Origin of the sequence: Paenibacillus montanisoli (assembly GCF_003268025.1) — a bacterium.
In the GTDB taxonomy this organism is placed as follows: Bacteria; Bacillota; Bacilli; order Paenibacillales; family Paenibacillaceae; genus Paenibacillus_Z; species Paenibacillus_Z montanisoli.
In genome coordinates this window covers 833,666-850,514 of record NZ_QLUW01000002.1, presented here as the reverse complement: position 1 = coordinate 850,514, position 16,849 = coordinate 833,666, and the positions used below count along the sequence as shown (strand labels likewise).

General features: G+C 55.5%; 15 protein-coding genes. All 15 read left to right on the top strand.

Translation table 11 applies throughout. The features are described from left to right. The first annotated feature begins 12 nt into the window (after nucleotides 1–12). The 15 genes from DL346_RS13255 to asnS all read left to right on the top strand — a co-directional run bounded on the left by DL346_RS13255 (nucleotide 13) and on the right by asnS (nucleotide 16,835). Nucleotides 13–1,362: a CCA tRNA nucleotidyltransferase gene (locus tag DL346_RS13255; protein WP_112882577.1), complete on the top strand. Its 1,350-nt coding sequence runs from the start codon at nucleotides 13–15 to the stop codon at nucleotides 1,360–1,362. Next, the gene (locus DL346_RS13250) at nucleotides 1,359–2,339 is read left to right on the top strand and encodes a biotin--[acetyl-CoA-carboxylase] ligase (RefSeq protein ID WP_112882576.1); all 981 of its coding nucleotides are present in this window, start codon (nucleotides 1,359–1,361) and stop codon (nucleotides 2,337–2,339) included. Before DL346_RS13255 ends, DL346_RS13250 begins: the two co-directional genes overlap by 4 nt. A gap of 342 nt (nucleotides 2,340–2,681) precedes the next feature. Continuing rightward, nucleotides 2,682–3,608, top strand: a complete 927-nt coding sequence (panB, locus tag DL346_RS13245) for a 3-methyl-2-oxobutanoate hydroxymethyltransferase (RefSeq protein ID WP_112882575.1) — start codon at nucleotides 2,682–2,684, stop codon at nucleotides 3,606–3,608. After that, complete coding sequence (gene panC / locus DL346_RS13240; RefSeq protein ID WP_112882574.1) at nucleotides 3,605–4,573, top strand: pantoate--beta-alanine ligase; 969 nt, start codon at nucleotides 3,605–3,607, stop codon at nucleotides 4,571–4,573. Before panB ends, panC begins: the two co-directional genes overlap by 4 nt. Beyond that, a complete protein-coding gene (gene panD / locus DL346_RS13235; RefSeq protein ID WP_112882573.1) occupies nucleotides 4,488–4,871 on the top strand; it encodes an aspartate 1-decarboxylase in 384 nt (127 codons plus the stop codon). The genes panC and panD overlap by 86 nt, the downstream gene beginning before the upstream one ends. A gap of 136 nt (nucleotides 4,872–5,007) precedes the next feature. Continuing rightward, the gene (locus tag DL346_RS13230; RefSeq protein ID WP_112882572.1) at nucleotides 5,008–5,781 is read left to right on the top strand and encodes a tetratricopeptide repeat protein; all 774 of its coding nucleotides are present in this window, start codon (nucleotides 5,008–5,010) and stop codon (nucleotides 5,779–5,781) included. Between the two features lie 24 nt (nucleotides 5,782–5,805). Continuing rightward, nucleotides 5,806–8,712: an ATP-dependent DNA helicase DinG gene (dinG, locus tag DL346_RS13225; protein ID WP_112882571.1), complete on the top strand. Its 2,907-nt coding sequence runs from the start codon at nucleotides 5,806–5,808 to the stop codon at nucleotides 8,710–8,712. After that, complete coding sequence (locus DL346_RS13220) at nucleotides 8,709–9,365, top strand: redox-sensing transcriptional repressor Rex (protein ID WP_112882570.1); 657 nt, start codon at nucleotides 8,709–8,711, stop codon at nucleotides 9,363–9,365. The genes dinG and DL346_RS13220 overlap by 4 nt, the downstream gene beginning before the upstream one ends. Then, on the top strand, nucleotides 9,346–10,647 hold the full coding sequence (locus DL346_RS13215) for an amidohydrolase (protein WP_112882569.1): 1,302 nt from the start codon (nucleotides 9,346–9,348) through the stop codon (nucleotides 10,645–10,647). Before DL346_RS13220 ends, DL346_RS13215 begins: the two co-directional genes overlap by 20 nt. Continuing rightward, nucleotides 10,647–11,168, top strand: coding sequence for a cell wall elongation regulator TseB-like domain-containing protein (locus DL346_RS13210; protein ID WP_112882568.1), 522 nt, complete (start codon nucleotides 10,647–10,649; stop codon nucleotides 11,166–11,168). The genes DL346_RS13215 and DL346_RS13210 overlap by 1 nt, the downstream gene beginning before the upstream one ends. A gap of 138 nt (nucleotides 11,169–11,306) precedes the next feature. Further along, nucleotides 11,307–11,840: a hypothetical protein gene (locus DL346_RS13205; RefSeq protein ID WP_112882567.1), complete on the top strand. Its 534-nt coding sequence runs from the start codon at nucleotides 11,307–11,309 to the stop codon at nucleotides 11,838–11,840. Beyond that, a complete protein-coding gene (locus DL346_RS13200; protein ID WP_112882566.1) occupies nucleotides 11,833–13,356 on the top strand; it encodes an AAA family ATPase in 1,524 nt (507 codons plus the stop codon). Before DL346_RS13205 ends, DL346_RS13200 begins: the two co-directional genes overlap by 8 nt. An 89-nt stretch (nucleotides 13,357–13,445) precedes the next feature. Then, on the top strand, nucleotides 13,446–14,321 hold the full coding sequence (locus tag DL346_RS13195; RefSeq protein ID WP_276311548.1) for a 3-hydroxyacyl-CoA dehydrogenase family protein: 876 nt from the start codon (nucleotides 13,446–13,448) through the stop codon (nucleotides 14,319–14,321). Beyond that, nucleotides 14,318–15,538, top strand: coding sequence for an acetate/propionate family kinase (locus tag DL346_RS13190; protein WP_112882565.1), 1,221 nt, complete (start codon nucleotides 14,318–14,320; stop codon nucleotides 15,536–15,538). Before DL346_RS13195 ends, DL346_RS13190 begins: the two co-directional genes overlap by 4 nt. 1 nt (nucleotide 15,539) lies before the next feature. Continuing rightward, nucleotides 15,540–16,835, top strand: a complete 1,296-nt coding sequence (gene asnS / locus DL346_RS13185) for an asparagine--tRNA ligase (RefSeq protein ID WP_112882564.1) — start codon at nucleotides 15,540–15,542, stop codon at nucleotides 16,833–16,835. Nucleotides 16,836–16,849 lie beyond the last annotated feature (14 nt).

The window sequence follows — 16,849 nt, the reverse complement described above, 5'->3', positions numbered from 1 at the left end:
GAGGGAGTGCCGATGTCGTGGAGTGATGCGCTGACGAAGGCGCTCCCTTTGCTGCATGCATTGGAGCGCTCAGGGCATGAAGCGGTATTCGTAGGCGGCTGTGTCCGCGATACGCTGTCAGGAAGAGCGCTCAAGGATGTGGATATCGCCACGTCTGCGGAGCCGGAGGAGGTCATTGCGGCCTTTCCGAATACGATTCCGACAGGATTGCAGCATGGTACGGTGACGGTCGTTCACGAGAAGGAAACCTACGAGGTCACGACGTTCCGCACGGAATCCGCCTACGAGAAGTTTAGGCGTCCATCGCAGGTACAGTTCGTGAAGAGCTTGGACGAGGATTTGCTGCGCCGTGATTTTACGATCAACAGCATGGCCATGCGTGCGGATGGAACGGTTTATGATCCTTTCGGCGGCCAGCGGGATTTACGCAGCGGTTTGCTTCGCTGCGTCGGAGATCCAGACGCGAGACTGCAGGAGGATGCGCTGCGTATCGTAAGAGCGGTGCGGTTTGCGTCAGGCTTTCACCTGCGCATCGCCTTGAGGACGTGGCGGGCTGTTCTACGGCATCGGCATTTGCTCGCGCATATTGCGATGGAGCGGATCGGCCTGGAATTGGATAAAATGGTCGGCGGAAGAGATCCGGCCCGCGCGGCTGCATATCTAGCGGTAAGCGGAATGTTGCACGACACGAAAGAGGGGCTGCCTCAGACGTTGCTGGATGCGGCGGAACGATACCGGGCAAGGCGGAAGCTTCGAGGAGATGCTGCTTCGGCTGCAGAAAGCCGCATGTTGGCTGCCATTCAAGCCGTGCAAGCGTTAGACGGTATTGAAGACCGCTGGGCCGCGATTTGCTGCGCGCTTGGCTTTAAAGAAGGACAAGCTGCCCAATTGTTTGCGGTGCTCCGGTATTCTACGGCCCGTAGTAGCCAGTTGACAGCCGTCACCGCCATCCACCAAGACATGCTCGAGTGTCCTTCCCTAAACGAAGATACAAGGCGGAAGTGGACAGGCACTATCCTGGGGCGCGGCAAGTCTGCCGCGATCCAATGGCTCCGTTTGGTTGAAGCCATTCCGGTGCTTTCGCCAGCTGATTTAGACCAAAGCGGTTATCTTGCGCAGCTCAAGGAGTGGAAGCAAGGCATGCAGGCTTCTACTAATAAAGAGCTTGCGATCAAGGGAACGGATCTCCTGGCGATCCGTAAGGAGCCTTCCGGGCCTTGGCTCGGCAAGCTGCTGGGCGAGCTGCTGCAAGCCGTTGCGCTCGGCGAGCTGCCGAACGAGAAGCAAGCCTTGCTTCAGGCAGCTGCGGATGCCGCTCCGTCACATTTCCAACGACCGGCTGACGAAGGAGAGTCTACATGAATCATCGCATACTCGAATTGCTAGAGCAGCAATCCGGAGCCTATGTATCGGGAGAGCTGCTTAGCAAAGAGCTCCAAATCAGCCGTACGGCGATATGGAAGCACATCAAAAAGCTGGAGTCTGCCGGCTATCAAATTGAAGCCTCGCGCAGACTCGGCTACCGGCTGATCGGCAAGCCGGACAAGCTTTCGCCGCAGGAACTTACGCTCAAGCTTCAGAACAGAGGGACGTCGCTTGTTCAGTCCATCCGCAGCTTCGACTCCGTCGATTCGACGCAAAATATCGCGCAGCGACTGGCGGAAGACGGCGCGCCGGAAGGCACGCTCGTTATTGCCGAGCAGCAAACAAGCGGCCGCGGTCGTTTGGGGCGGAAATGGGTGTCGCCATCCGGCAAAGGCATCTATATGAGCTTTATTTTGCGCCCAAGCATGCCGCTTCATTTCGCGCCTCAGCTAACGCTGTTGACGGCTGTTGCTCTCTGCCGCGCGCTGCGGACTGCCGCCGAGCCCCTCGATATCGGCATCAAATGGCCGAACGACCTGTTGATCGGCGGAAAGAAAATAAGCGGCATCCTGCTGGAGTCAACGGCTGAGGAGGAACGGCTGCGCTACGTGATCGCCGGAATCGGCATCAGCGTAAACCTAACCCAGGACGATTTCCCGCCGGAGCTGCTGGATATCGCGACGTCGCTGCAGATCGAGCTTGGCAAGCCGCTGGACAGGTCAGACATTATCGCGGGCTTCTTCGAGCAATTCGAGCAGCTCTACGCCGTGTACCAGAAGGAAGGCTTTGCGCCGATTCGGATGCTGTGGGAAGCGCTCTCCGTGACGCTGCATAAGCCGACCCGATTGATTTTGGCGAGCGGGGAAACCGTTGCAACCCCGATCGGCTTGAACGAACAAGGCGCGCTGCTGGCGAAGAAGAGCGACGGCACCGTTGTGCCTATTTTCTCAAGCGAGCAGGTCCCGGCAGGCTAACTTCATAGACGCCGCAGCGTTTTAATGGTATACTCGCCTTACTAGCATGCTCCATTTATGGGTGGTATCGTCCCGGACGAACCGCACCGGCAGATGGAGCTTCAGTTGCGGAAAAGAATAATTTTTGATGTGAGGCAGTGCGCATTCTGCTCTGAGCCGTTTAGGACCGAGACAGAAGGAAGCTCTTCTCTTCTTGAAGCAGGACGTTCCTTTTTGGATTGGACCTTTTTAGCGGCGGCTAGAAGGTTTTTTTGTGTTGATCACATAGGACTGCCCGCGATCGCGAAAGCTTAAGCTAAGCAGGTCCGGGGGTGTCCATCCAATCTGAAGGGGGACGGAGCAATGAAACAACCGTTGACTATTACGAAGCTGAAAAAAATGAAGCAAAGCGGCGAGCCGATTTCCGTGCTGACCGCCTATGATTACCCATCGGCAAAGCTTGCCGAGGAAGCCGGGATCGATGTCATTCTTGTAGGGGACTCGCTCGGGAACGTTGTACTGGGGTATGATACCACAATTCCCGTCACGTTAGACGATATGGTTTATCACACCCGGGCGACGGCCCGCGGTGCTGCAAATACATTTATTGTCGCCGACCTGCCGTTCATGACGTATCATCTCGGCAAGGAAACGACACTCCGAAATGCTGCGAGGCTGCTGCAGGAAGGCGGAGCCCACGCGGTCAAAATGGAAGGCGGAATAGATATTGCCGATGAGGTTGCCGCTTGCGTAAGGGCCGGAATTCCCGTTATGGGGCACATCGGCCTCACGCCGCAGTCCGTTCATCAGCTTGGCGGCTACAAAGTGCAGGGCAAGCTCGAACGCGAGGCGCAGCAGCTGATTGAAGACGCCAAGGCGCTGGAAGCAGCCGGCGCATTCAGCATCGTGCTTGAGCTTGTCACAGAGCCGTTGGCCGAAGCCATTTCTTCCGCGCTCTCGATTCCGACCATCGGCATTGGGGCTGGACGCGGCTGCGACGGCCAAGTGTTGGTCTACCACGATATTTTGCAATATGCGTCCCCATATAGAGAGAAGCGGTTCGTGAAGACGTACGCCGATATCGGTACGACGATCCGCGATGCGATCAGCTCGTATGTCTCGGATGTGAAATCCCGGGAGTTTCCGCAGCAGGCTCATGCCTTCCCGATGGAGCAGGAGCTGTTGAGACAGCTGTATGGTTCCGGCAAGAGCGAAGCGGCCGCTGGCCAATCGCCGCAGCATGATGCTAGGCCAGCCGTGGAAAGCCCGAAGGGGGGCGGCGTATCATGATTCGGTGCTCGACCATTCAAGAGCTGCGGGAGCAGCTCGCCAGACTTCGCCGGAATGCCCCGGAAAGCCTCATCGGTTTCGTGCCGACCATGGGCTATCTGCATGAAGGGCATGCCAGCTTGATGCGGCGGGCTAGTGAAGAATGCGCCGTTACGGTACTATCCATTTTCGTCAATCCGCTTCAATTCGGCCCGAACGAAGATTTCGACCGGTATCCGCGCGATCTGGAGCGGGATGGGAAGCTGGCGGAGGCAAACGGCGTCGATATTCTGTTCGCTCCGGCCGTGAAGGAAATATATCCGACCAAGCCGCTTACGCGAGTCTTGATCAGCGAAGTGACGGACCGGCTGTGCGGGGCGTCCCGTCCGGGGCATTTTGACGGCGTGGGCACGGTCGTGAGCAAGTTGTTCAACTTGGTTCAGCCGGACCGCGCGTATTTCGGCATGAAGGATGCGCAGCAGGTCGCGGTTATCGAACAGATGGTGCACGATTTGAACATTCCGGTACAGATCGTGCGCTGCGAAACGGTGCGAGAAGCGGACGGACTTGCGATGAGCTCGCGGAATGTCTATTTGAGCGCTGAAGAGCGTGAGCAGGCGGTCGTGCTGTCGAAGACGCTGCAAGCGGCGAGCGGCTGGCTGAAGCAGCCGGGGATGACTCCGGCCAAGCTATCCAAGCTCATCGCCGAGCGCATTCGAACGGCATCGCTTGCCCGCATCGACTATGCCGAGCTGCTCACTTATCCGGAGCTTGCGCAGCTTGATTCCAATACGGACTTATCTGTTATATCTCAACCGCTTATTATTGCGCTTGCCGTCAAATTCGGCAGCACTCGCTTGATTGACAATCGGCTATTCGAACTCGGCGGAGGTGACAACCATGTTCAGAACCATGATGAAATCCAAGCTTCACCGGGCGACCGTGACAGAGGCGAACCTCAATTATGTGGGCAGCATCACCATTGACGAAGAATTGATGGAGCTTGCCGATCTTTGGCCTAATGAGAAAGTGCAAATCGTTAATAATAATAACGGAGCCCGACTGGAGACGTACGTCATTACGGGGCCTCGCGGCTCGGGCGTCATCTGCTTAAACGGCGCGGCGGCGCGTCTTGTCCAGCCAGGCGACAATGTCATTATTATCAGTTATGCGACAATGACCGACGAGGAAGCGCGCAAGTACCAGCCGAAGGTCGTCATTCTAGATTCGGGAAACAAGCCCGTTCACATGCTTGAGAAGGAATTGCATTCCACTATTTTGTAAGGCGTGACCCAAGGCTGACGTGCCAGTGCTGTGAAACGGCTGGATTCGAGTATGAAAAGCAGTGCCGGGGCAAAGAATGAGCATAACAATTCACTTCTATCACAACATCATGGCGTGAAGGTGGGTGCGTTACGATATGTTCAAACATGTATTTGCTACCATGCAGGAAATGCTCCAAGAAATCATCATCCATTATCCGCATGCCAACGACGCACAACGCAAGCAGCTTGATGATCAGTTGAGTTCACTGAAGCAATTCAGCGATACCTTTATCGAAGAGTGGCTTCAATTCGAGGAGAAAATGGCGGATTTCCGAGATATGCAGCTTGCTTGTACCAAAGGAACGCCAGCCGGGACAGCCCCTCAAAAGAGTACGCCCGGCTATCCGAAAATCATTTCTGCCGTCCCGGCACCGTACCAGCAGTCTAAGCAGAAGGCCTCAGCCAAATCGCCTCAGCCTTGTCCGGTTGCGGTCATAAACGTACCGGAATCCTATGATGAAGCGGCGATCGAGCTGCAGCAGTCCATGTCGAAAGGCCAAGGCTACTTTAAATTATTTATGTTCAAAGAAGCGTTCAAGCATTTCCAGGACGCAGTCAGTCGAGCTCCGGACGATAACAGGGCCAGATTGTTTCTAGGCATGACCTGCATGCACTTGCAGGAATGGAACGAAGCGCAGCGCCATTTCCAGCTGTTGGTCGAAGTGACCGAGCATCCGAAATGGAAAGCGCTTGGGTTGAATGCGCTGGGCTGCATTCAAGCTGTCCGCATGAATTTGGAGCAGGCGGCCAAATATTTCGAGAAGGCTCATCAGGCCGATCCTAATTTTACCGATCCGCTGTCGAACATGAAGTCATGCGCGCAGCATGCAGGCCAGCTATCTTTATTTTTCGGGAGCGGCCAGCTTTAGTTTTTGTGAGAGGAAACGAACCGGATGAATTATGCCGTACTGGATTTGGAAACGACCGGCCACAGCGCCGGCGATGAAATGATACAAGTAGGTCTTGTGCTGTTAGACGAGAGCTTTACGGTGATTCGTTCCTACAGTTCGTTCGTAAAGCCGACGATTCCGATTCCGCGTTTCATTACGCAATTAACCGGAATTGACGAATCCATGGTTGAACATGCGCCGGAACTGGACGACGTGCTGCTCGAGCTGATTCCGCTGCTGAGCGATGCCGTATTGGTCGCTCACAACGTCGGTTTCGACGCCGGCTTCCTCAATTCGGCGCTGGACCGCTGCGGATATTTGCCGTTTAGCGGAAGACGGCTGGATACGATCGATTTATTGCGTATCCTTTATCCGACTTTAACGACCTATCAGCTCGGAGCGGTTACGGAAATGTTCGGCATCGAACATGACCAGCACCATCGCGCGGACAGCGATGCGATGGCGACGGCCGAGCTGTTTATGGAATGCTGCAGCAAGCTGAAAGCATTACCGCTTCTGACGCTGCAGCGGCTTGCGAATCTGCTTGGCGACGAGCTGCACGATCTCGGCTGGTTCGTCGCGCAAGCGGCGCAGCAGAAAGAAACGGAATCCGCGATCGACCCCGATGCTTACCATTACTTCCGCCAGTTCGCGATGAAAGCAGGCGATTGGGCGGAGGAGCAGCACCCCAGAGATTCCGATGAAGGGCAAGAATCGGTATCAGACTGGACATTCCCTCAATTTCTCGCTCATATCAAACAGGAAATTGCCTCTCTTGTGCCTGGCTACGAGGAGCGCGAGCCTCAAAATATGATGTTTCAAGAAGTGATCGACGCCCTTGAAGAAGAGCGTCATTTGCTGATTGAAGCAGGCACCGGCACTGGAAAATCGCTAGGCTACTTGATTCCCGCACTCTTCTATGGTGTCCAGCAGAATAAGAAGATAGTCGTCAGCACTCATACGATCAACTTGCAGGAGCAGCTGCGGGCAAGGGATTTGCCGCTGCTTCAAGCAATCATGCCATACCCGTTCCGGGCCGCCGTCTTTAAAGGACGCGGCAATTATTTATGTTTGCGCAAGTTTGAAGGCAAGGTGAACATGCGCGATTTCGCTGCGCCTGCCGAGGATCGGATCACAGCCGCCCAAATGGTCGTGTGGCTGAGCGAATCGAATCATGGCGATCAAGAAGAGCTCAACTTCGGCAACCGCGGCGCGGATTTTTGGAGTACGGTCGCAAGCGATGCGGATTCCTGCTTGAATCGCAGCTGTCCTTGGTTTAAGCGGTGTTACTATCACCGGGCCAAGCAGGAAGCGAATATCGCGGACGTTGTCATTACGAATCATTCCATGCTCTTTACCGATATACGCGCGGATCATCGGCTGCTGCCGGGCTACGAACACTTGATTCTGGACGAAGCCCATCACCTCGAAGAAGTGGCGGGGAAGCATCTTGGGACGCAGGTTTCCTATTACTCGGTGCAGCATCCGGTCTTCAGGCTGTGCAAGGATGCCCGTAATGGGCAATTAATTGTCCTTAAGAGCAGACTTGCGAGCGAGGATATCGAGAAGACCCAGAAGTGGCGCGAAGAAATCGACGAAGTGGTTCCGGTGTTCGGAGACTTGAGAGACGAGTGGGATCGTTTGTTCGAGCTGCTATATGCGTTAATGGGAAGCGGCGGCGGTCATGGAGCGAAAAATACCGCTGCAGCCAGCGATGCTTCAGGCGGAGAAACCGGGCAGTATGTGCTTAGGCTTCGCAGCGGTAAACTGCCCGAGCATTGGGCGGACGCGCAACTGATCGAGGAAGCGATAAACGGCTATTTGAGCCAAATCATTCGTCCACTGGATAAAGTATTTGCCGCGATTAAGGAAGAAATCGACGATCCCGGCATCGCGGCGCTTGTAACCGACCTAAGCGGCACCATCAAGGATTTGGCCCGAGCGCGAGATGATCTGCGGCAATTCATGAAGGCGGATAAGAGCGATACGGTGTACTGGCTGGAGGCCAACAGCAATTCGCGGGCAAAATCGGTTCAGCTATATGCCGTTCCTGCGGACGTCAGCGGCCAGCTGCGGAATTATTTTTTCGATATCAAGAAAAGTGTTATATTGACTTCAGCGACGCTGTCCGTACAGAAGTCGTTTCAATATGCATGCGAGCAGCTGGGGCTGGCGCAGGATGAACAGCACGGTCGATTAAAGACGGTTCAACTGCCCTCGCCGTTTAATTATAGAGAGCAAGCGCTAGTGATCGTTCCGCGGAATTTCCCAGTGTTAAAAGGCGCTGCCGGAGATCCATATTTCAATGAAATGCTGGTGAAATCGCTGACGGAAGCGGCCATCGAAACGAACGGACGCATGCTCGTGCTCTTCACCTCTTACCGTATGCTGAAGCAGGTTTACGAGCCGCTGAAGGAGGCCCTGTCGGCAAGCGGCATTCAAGTGCTTGGGCAGGGCATTGACAGCAGCAACCGAAGCAAACTGACTAGACGTTTCCAACAGCAGTCGGCATCCGTTCTGCTTGGCACGAGCAGCTTCTGGGAAGGTGTTGATATTCCAGGGGACGCTCTTACTTGTCTGGCAATCGTAAGGCTTCCGTTCCAGCCGCCGAACCATCCCCTCGTCGAGGCAAAATCGGAGCTGCTTCAAGAGCAGAATCAAAATCCGTTCATGAAGCTTTCGATCCCGCAGGCGGTCATCCGCTTCAAGCAGGGCTTCGGACGATTGGTACGGACGGCAAATGACCGCGGCATCGTCCTGATCTACGACACGCGGGTCATCGATACGTATTACGGCAAATATTTTCTCTATTCGCTGCCCGGACCGAAAATCGAAACGATGCATATCGATCAGATCGTGCCGCGCATTCGCGAATGGTTTGCGCCGAGCAAAGAAGGAGTGGAACAATGAAGCCGATGAAAATATCCGAAGCGGTCGTTCGCAGACTTCCGGTATATTTGCAGGTACTGAACGACCTGAACATGCGCGATGTTCAAACGGTTTCATCGCAGGAGCTCGGCAACAAGCTGGATCTGAATCCGGCTCAAATCCGGAAGGACCTGGCCTATTTCGGGGATTTCGGGCGTAAAGGCATCGGATACGACGTGACGTATCTCATCGAGAAAATCCGGCAAATCCTCAAGCTGGACCAGCCGCTGAACGTCGGCCTTGTCGGAGCGGGGAACCTGGGCCGGGCGCTGTGCAACTATAACACCTATTTGAAGGACAATATGAAAATAACGGCCGTATTCGATGTTCATCCTTCCATGCTCGGCGCCTCCATTAACGGACTGTCCGTGCTGCCTATGGATAAGCTGAAGGAGACGGTGGCAGAGTGCAAGATCCGAATCGGCATTATAACGGTTCCGGCAATAGAGGCGCAAAATGTTGCGGATAAGTTCGTGGAAGCGGGCGTCGACGGCATACTGAATTTCGCTCCGACCATTCTTCGGGTACCGGAGCATGTGCGCATCCATTACGCGAACTTCACGACCGAGCTGCTTAGCTTGGCGTATTATTTGGATGAAGAAGGGGAAGTCGAAAATGAAACGGTTATGGATTGAGAACGGAACCTTCGTCACGATGGACGAAGAGCGTCCCGTTCTGAAAGGGCATATGGTTGTGGAAGGAGACACGATCCTTTATCTGGAAGAGCAGGCGCCCGATCCGGCCCCGGCAGGAGCCGAACGCATAGACGGTAAAGGGCTCGTCTTTATGCCCGGATTGATCAATACGCACGGTCATGCGGCCATGTCGCTGCTTCGCGGCTATTCGGACGATGAAGCGCTGCAAGTCTGGCTGGAGCAGAAAATGTGGCCGATGGAAGGCAAGTATACGGATGAAGATGCACGCTGGGGAACGGCGCTTGCAGTCGCCGAGATGCTGAAATCCGGAACGACAACGTTCGTCGACATGTATGATCGGATGCACATCGTAGCGGAAGTTGTGGAGCAATCCGGCATGCGCGCTCTTCTGACGCGGGGCGTAATCGGTCTCTGTCCGCCGGACGTACAGACGGCAAAGCTCGAAGAAGCCAAGCAATTCGCCCGCGATTGGAACGGCCGGGCAAACGGCCGGATCCGCACGATGCTGTCGCCGCATGCGCCGTATACATGTCCGCCCGACTATATTGCACGCATCGTGGAAGCGGCCAATGAGCTTGATCTTCCGCTCCATACGCACATGTCCGAAACGGCCGCTGAAGTGCAGTTTAACGTCAATGATTATGGCTGCCGCCCGGTTGAGCATTTGGACAAGCTGGGCTTTTTCTCCCGTCCGGCGCTCGTGGCACATGCCGTGCATCTGACGGACGAAGAGATCGCTCTTCTCGCCGAGCGAGGAGTGAGCGTTTCGCATAATCCAGCCAGCAACCTGAAGCTTGCGAGCGGCGTCGCCCGCGTTCCTGAGATGCTCAAAGCCGGCGTAACGGTATCCCTTGGCACGGACAGCGCGGCCAGCAATAACAATCTCGATTTGTTCGATGAAATCCGATTGGCGGCGCTGATTCACAAAGGCGTATCCGGAGACCCGACAGCCGTTCCGGCTTGGGATGCGCTGAAGCTCGGCACGGTATTCGGTGCTCGCGCAATCTGGCAAGAGGACCGAATCGGGATGCTCAATCCTGGGATGAAGGCGGATTTCATCGCTTTGAATATCGAGCAGCCGCATTTCTATCCGCAAACCGAGATCGTGTCGCATCTCGTTTACTCCGGTTCCGGACGAGACGTCACGCATGTCTGGGTAGACGGCGTTCAAGTCGTGAAGCAAGGGGAATGCGTATTCCTCGACGAAGCGCAAATTCGCGCTGAGGCGCAGCGCTGCTTTGAAAGGCTGCTCTCCAGCTAATGCGCGCCAATCGACGCAAACGGCCGCCGTTCATGACGCCGGGCCGATGGATCGCGCTATCCTCGGCCGTCATCATCGTCATGCTTATTTTACTCAATTGGTATTATCGGTCCGTGCAGTTGCCGGTTTGGCAAGAAGAGGCAGAGGTTGAAGCGGAAGCGAAGGATCGCGCCAGCCTCAGCAGCGTAGACAGCTCGTACCATTATGTCTGGGATGATCCGGTTTGGGTCGTGAAGGGCAAAGACAACAATGGCGAAACGACTTATGTATGGTTGAAGGAAAACGAGTCCATTACGCTGCGCGCCGATGAAGGTATCGCTAAAGCCGACATGAAAGCGCAATTTCTTTCCGGCAAGCCCGATGCTTCCATTTTTCATATGAAAATCGGTTTGTTAGGCGGCGAACCGGTGTGGGAAGTGTTCTACTCGAGAAAACAAGCCGGCGTTACGAATTTTTATTATGAGTTTTACCGTTTCCGTAACGGTACTTTCCTGATTACATACAAGCTGCCTGCACGCTAAACGGCTTACAGCAAGTTCGACCAATGTTCCCTTTTATTACACGCCCTCAGCATCGGCAGGTTGTGATATACTTTCGTATAGCAGCAGTTGATAGACGAAAGTGCAGCGCAAATTGTTCGATGAAGGGGGCTATTTGCCATGAAAATCCGTTTGATTCCCGCAGTAATGACGGCAGTCATTTCGGCCGGCTTACTGATTGGCGGCTGGTACATCCACCGCAGCGTGGCGACTGTAGGGCCTTTGGAACGAATTGTCGCCGAAACGCCAGGGGTTATAGAAGGAGAGCCGGTTGTTGACCGCAGCTCCGTTACGATAGCATTAAAGCTGGACCGCAACGCGAACGTGCGGGACGTTTACGATACGATCGCCACGAAAGGCGAGGAGATGATCGGCAAGCGCGAGTTGAATCTGGAATTCAAGGACGGCGAGTCGAAAGAACTGGACAAGGTGTGGGCATCGATTCTGTTCGATATCGCGCAGGCGATGGATCACCGGGACTATGCCGATATTCCGGCAACGATGAAGGACGTGCAAGCAAAGCATGCCGGCATCGAGGCGAGCTCGGAGATGGATGACGCAAACGTCTATATTACGCTTAAAAACAGCAAGTCCGAAAAGCATATCGTCCTGCCTCGTACGCCGAATACGATGGGAGCGTGGCCGAATGTTTAAGTATGGGAAAGAAATCGCGATCGGCTTCTTGCCGGTCTTGATTTTGTTTTTGCAGTTTTTTGTCGGTATCAATACAATTCCGCTCGTTCTGCTCGCCGTGCTGGTCGGCGGCTTGCTTTATATGGCAAAGTCCCGCGGCCATTTGGCAACGGTAGGCGGCGGAAGCAAAGCGAAAGTGCGGCCGCCGAAGCCGTTGTCGTTCGAACAGATCGGCGGTCAGGAGCGGGCGAAGCAGGAGCTCGTCGAGGCGCTTGATTTTCTGATCCATGTCGATCAAATCAAGAAATTCGGCATTCGTCCGCTCAAAGGGATTTTGCTGACAGGTCCTCCTGGAACGGGTAAGACTTTGCTTGCGAAAGCGGCTGCCCACTACACGAACTCTGTGTATGTGGCGGCATCCGGCTCCGAGTTCGTCGAAATGTACGTCGGCGTCGGCGCCAGCCGCATCCGGGAGCTGTTTAAGGAAGCCCGCCAATTGGCGGCGAAGCAGAAGAAAGAGAGCGCCGTAATTTTCATTGACGAGATCGATGTCATTGGCGGAAAGCGTGACGGCGGCCAGCAGCGCGAGTATGACCAAACGCTGAATCAGCTCTTGACCGAGCTGGACGGCATCCATACGTCCGATACGCCGCGCATCCTTCTGATCGGCGCGACGAACCGCAAGGAGATGCTCGACAGCGCGCTTCTGCGCCCGGGACGCTTCGACCGCCATATCGCGGTAGATCTCCCGGACAAGAAGGGCCGCGCGCACATTCTCGGCATTCACGCGAAAAATAAGCCTCTGAACGCCGAGGATGTGAACCTCGAGAAAATTGCGGAGGAATCGTTCGGCTTCTCCGGCGCGCAGCTCGAGAGCGTCATGAACGAAGCAGCCATCTATGCGATGCGCGAGGATTCCGAGCTGATCGGCCAGCGCCACCTGTCGATGGCGATCGATAAAGTAATGATGGGCGAGCGCACGGACCGTGAAGCGACGAACGAAGAGCGCGAGCGCGTTGCGCTTCATGAGCTTGGTCATGCGATCGCGGCTGAGCTTGTCCGTCCCGGCAGCGTGTCTCAAGTCGCGCTGCTGCCGCGGGGACAGGCGCTCGGATATGTCCGTCATAACCCGCAGCAAGACAAGTATTTGTACACGAAAGCCTTTTTGGAAGGCCAAATCATGATCGCCCTTGGCGGCGCCGCCGCGGAAGAAATGTTTTACGGCGGCCGCAGCACGGGGTCCAGAGGCGACTTCGACCAAGCGATGAGCATTGTGCGTTCGATGGTGGAATCGGGTCTGACCGACCTTGGCATTATCGATAGCTCCATGATGACGCCGGACAAATGGGCGGATGTGAACGGCCGTATTTTGAATGAGCTGATGAAACGGGTGAAGGCGCTGCTGGAAGCCAACCGCCAAGTCTTTACCTCATCGCTCGACGTGCTCATACGCGAAGAGACGCTGAGCGGCGAAAGGTTCCGCAGCTTGCTCGGAAATAAGCCCGCTGCAGAAGATCAGCTGCTGCTAGCGCAATAAAGGCATGTAGGAAGGCGGAGCCGCTCCGCCTTCTTATTTGCGTGTAAAAAAGGTATAATGATCGTTAGAACTACTGGAGGGGTGGAAGTTTGACGGCGGTACGAAAAGCAGGCGTCGTCGGCGCCGGAACAATGGGTCAGGGCATTTGCGAAATGCTGGCTTCTAACGGTCTCGACGTCTATATGATCGAGCAGGACAGCGAGCGGCTGCAGCATGCGATCAGCATGATTGAACAAAGCTTGGACAAGCAAATGGAGCGCTGGGCGCTTACGTCGGCGGAGAAAAAGCTGGTGTTGAACCGGATTCATCCGATGAAGCAGCTGAGCGAATTAGCCGATTGCGAGCTTGTCATCGAAACGATAACAGAGGATTTGGACCGCAAGCTGGATATTTTCAAGCAGCTGGATCAAATTTGCGCGCCGCATGTAATACTTGCGAGCAATACGTCGACACTGAGCTTAACGGAGCTTGCCAGCGTGACGAGCCATCCGGAGCGCGTCATCGGCATGCATTTCGTGTACCCGGTCAGCAAGGCGGATTTAGTGGAAATCGTGCGCGGCTTGAAAACCTCGGATGATACGTTCGGGAAAACGCGGCATTTTATCGAGGAAACGATACATAAGAAGGGCGTCATGGTCTTCGAATCGCCGGGTTTTGTAACGACGCGGCTGATCTGCCTCTTCATTAACGAGGCGCTGCACGTACTTGAGGAAGGCGTTGCTTCTGCAGACGATATTGACAGCGCGATGCGGATCGGCTACGCGTTTCAGCACGGACCGTTCGAAATGGCGGACCGGTTCGGACTTGATGCGGTGCTTGCCGCGCTGGAGCGGATGTTCCGGGAATACGGGGAACTAAAGTACCGGCCATCGTTCATTCTGAAAAAGATGGTCCGGGGCGGACAGCTCGGCGTTAAGAGCGGCGCCGGCTTCTTCAATTACGATAAGGACGGGGAACGGATATGATTATTCTCGTCATGAATGCGGGAAGCTCTTCTTTGAAATATCAGCTGTACAACATGGCGGATGAATCGGTGTTGGCGCAAGGCCGCGTCGAGCGGATCGGCATGGATGATTCGATTCTGACGCATGAGCCTTCGGGCGGCGTCGAAGTAAACCGCGTCAGCGAAATCCTCGACCATAATGAAGCGGTCCGGAAAGTAACCGCCATGCTGACGCACCGCGAGCACGGCGTGCTGAAGTCGATGGACGAGATCAAAGCGGTCGGCCACCGGGTCGTGCACGGCGGGGAGAGCTTCAAGCAATCCATGCTCGTGACGAATGAGGTCAAGAAGGAAATCCGGCGGCTGTTCGATCTGGCGCCGCTGCACAACCCGCCTGCGATGATGGGCATTACGGCCGTTGAGCTGAACCTTCCGAACGTGCCGCAGGTCGTCGTATTCGATACGGCGTTCCATCAAACGATGCCGATGGAGTCGTTCTTGTATCCGATTCCGATGGTGCTTTACCGCCGACACAAAATCAGGCGGTACGGCTTTCACGGCACCTCGCACAATTACGTCAGCAGGCTTGCCGCCGAGAAGCTTGGCAAGCCGCTCAGCGAGCTGAAAATCGTGACCTGCCATATCGGAAACGGAGCCAGCTGCGCGGCCATTCTGAACGGGAAGTCGTTTGATACCAGCATGGGCTTGACGCCGCTGGAAGGGCTCATGATGGGGACGCGCAGCGGGGATCTGGACCCGGCGATCGTGCCGTTCACGATGAACAAGGAAGAGCTCACGCTGAACGAAGTGAACTCCATGCTGAACAAGCACAGCGGGCTGATGGCGATCAGCGGCATCAGCAGCGACATGCGCGAAATCGTCGCGGCGATGGAAGAGGGCGACAAGCACGCGAAGCTTGCCTTCGATATGTACACCTACCGTCTGCGCAAGTATATCGGTGCCTATGCGGCCGGTATGAACGGGTTAGACGCGGTCGTGTTTACGGCAGGCGTCGGCGAGAATTCGGTCGCTGTACGCAAGGCCGTCTGCGAGCAGCTGACCTTCCTCGGCATCGAGCTGGATGATGAGCGCAATGCGGAGAGGTCCAAGGAAGCGCGGTATATTACAAAGGACGGCTCGCGCGTCAGCGTGCTGGTCGTGCCGACCAACGAAGAGCTGCTCATCGCACGAGATACGTATGAAATCGTTAATAATAGAGACGGAGAGGACGGAATGTAGCATGAAAACTTTAACTACTATCGGACAATTGAAGGAGTCTGCCGGTCAATCGGTATGGATCGGCTGCTGGTTGAATAACAAGCGTTCCAGCGGCAAAATCCAATTCCTGCAGCTTCGCGACGGCACGGGATACGTGCAAGGCGTTGTCGTGAAGAGCGAGGTATCGGAAGAGGCATGGGCAGCAGCGAAGGAGCTGACGCAAGAGAGCTCGCTGTACGTCAAAGGGATCGTCCGCGAGGAGCCGCGCAGCCAATCCGGCTATGAGCTGACGGTCGAGGAGATCGAGATTATCCAAATTACGCAGGATTACCCGATTACGCCGAAGGAGCACGGCATAGACTACTTGATGGACCGCCGTCACCTCTGGCTGCGTTCGCCGAAACAGCGGGCGATTCTCGTTATTCGCGCGGAAATTATCCGCTCGATTCAGCAGTTTTTCGACGAGCGGAACTTTACGCTCGTGGACCCGCCGGTCTTGACGCCTTCCTCGTGCGAAGGGACGACGAACCTGTTCCACACCAAATATTTCGACGAGGACGCTTATTTGACGCAGAGCGGCCAGCTGTACATGGAAGCGGCAGCGATGGCGCTTGGCAAGGTTTATTCCTTCGGCCCGACGTTCCGTGCGGAGAAATCGAAGACGCGCCGCCACTTGATCGAGTTTTGGATGATCGAGCCGGAAATGGCGTTCGTCGATCACGAAGAGAACCTGCGCGTGCAGGAGCAGTTCGTATCGTTCGTCGTGCAAAACGTCGTGAAAAACTGCCGCAAGGAGCTTGAGGCGATCGGACGCGACATCAGCAAGCTGGAGAACATCGTGGCACCGTTCCCGCGTATTACGTACGACGAGGCGATTGCCTTCCTGCAGGAGAATAACCACGAGATTCAATGGGGCGAGGATTTCGGCGCGCCGCATGAAACGGCGATTGCCGAGAAATACGACCGCCCGGTGTTCATAACGCATTATCCGGCGTCGTTCAAGGCGTTCTATATGAAGCCGGATCCGAACCGTCCGGAGGTCGTGCTTTGCGCGGATATGATCGCGCCTGAGGGCTATGGCGAAATTATCGGCGGGTCGCAGCGGATCGACGATCCGGAGCTGCTCGCAGAGCGCTTTAAGGAGCATGAATTGTCGACGGAAGCGTACCAATGGTACCTCGACCTGCGCAAATACGGCACGGTGCCGCACTCCGGCTTCGGCTTGGGGCTTGAGCGCACGGTGGCTTGGATTTGCGGTTTGGATCACGTTCGCGAGACGATTCCGTTCCCTCGCATGCTGTATCGTTTGTATCCGTAAGCAGCAAGGGAGGG

Coding starts and splice junctions, on each gene's coding strand:
- DL346_RS13255 (WP_112882577.1), top strand. CDS start 13: ATGTCGTGGAGTGATGCGCTGACGAAGGCGCTCCCTTTGCTGCATGCA.
- panB (WP_112882575.1), top strand. CDS start 2,682: ATGAAACAACCGTTGACTATTACGAAGCTGAAAAAAATGAAGCAAAGC.
- DL346_RS13220 (WP_112882570.1), top strand. CDS start 8,709: ATGAAGCCGATGAAAATATCCGAAGCGGTCGTTCGCAGACTTCCGGTA.
- DL346_RS13205 (WP_112882567.1), top strand. CDS start 11,307: ATGAAAATCCGTTTGATTCCCGCAGTAATGACGGCAGTCATTTCGGCC.
- DL346_RS13200 (WP_112882566.1), top strand. CDS start 11,833: ATGTTTAAGTATGGGAAAGAAATCGCGATCGGCTTCTTGCCGGTCTTG.
- asnS (WP_112882564.1), top strand. CDS start 15,540: ATGAAAACTTTAACTACTATCGGACAATTGAAGGAGTCTGCCGGTCAA.
- DL346_RS13215 (WP_112882569.1), top strand. CDS start 9,346: ATGAAACGGTTATGGATTGAGAACGGAACCTTCGTCACGATGGACGAA.
- DL346_RS13230 (WP_112882572.1), top strand. CDS start 5,008: ATGTTCAAACATGTATTTGCTACCATGCAGGAAATGCTCCAAGAAATC.
- DL346_RS13190 (WP_112882565.1), top strand. CDS start 14,318: ATGATTATTCTCGTCATGAATGCGGGAAGCTCTTCTTTGAAATATCAG.
- DL346_RS13210 (WP_112882568.1), top strand. CDS start 10,647: ATGCGCGCCAATCGACGCAAACGGCCGCCGTTCATGACGCCGGGCCGA.
- panD (WP_112882573.1), top strand. CDS start 4,488: ATGTTCAGAACCATGATGAAATCCAAGCTTCACCGGGCGACCGTGACA.
- panC (WP_112882574.1), top strand. CDS start 3,605: ATGATTCGGTGCTCGACCATTCAAGAGCTGCGGGAGCAGCTCGCCAGA.
- dinG (WP_112882571.1), top strand. CDS start 5,806: ATGAATTATGCCGTACTGGATTTGGAAACGACCGGCCACAGCGCCGGC.
- DL346_RS13250 (WP_112882576.1), top strand. CDS start 1,359: ATGAATCATCGCATACTCGAATTGCTAGAGCAGCAATCCGGAGCCTAT.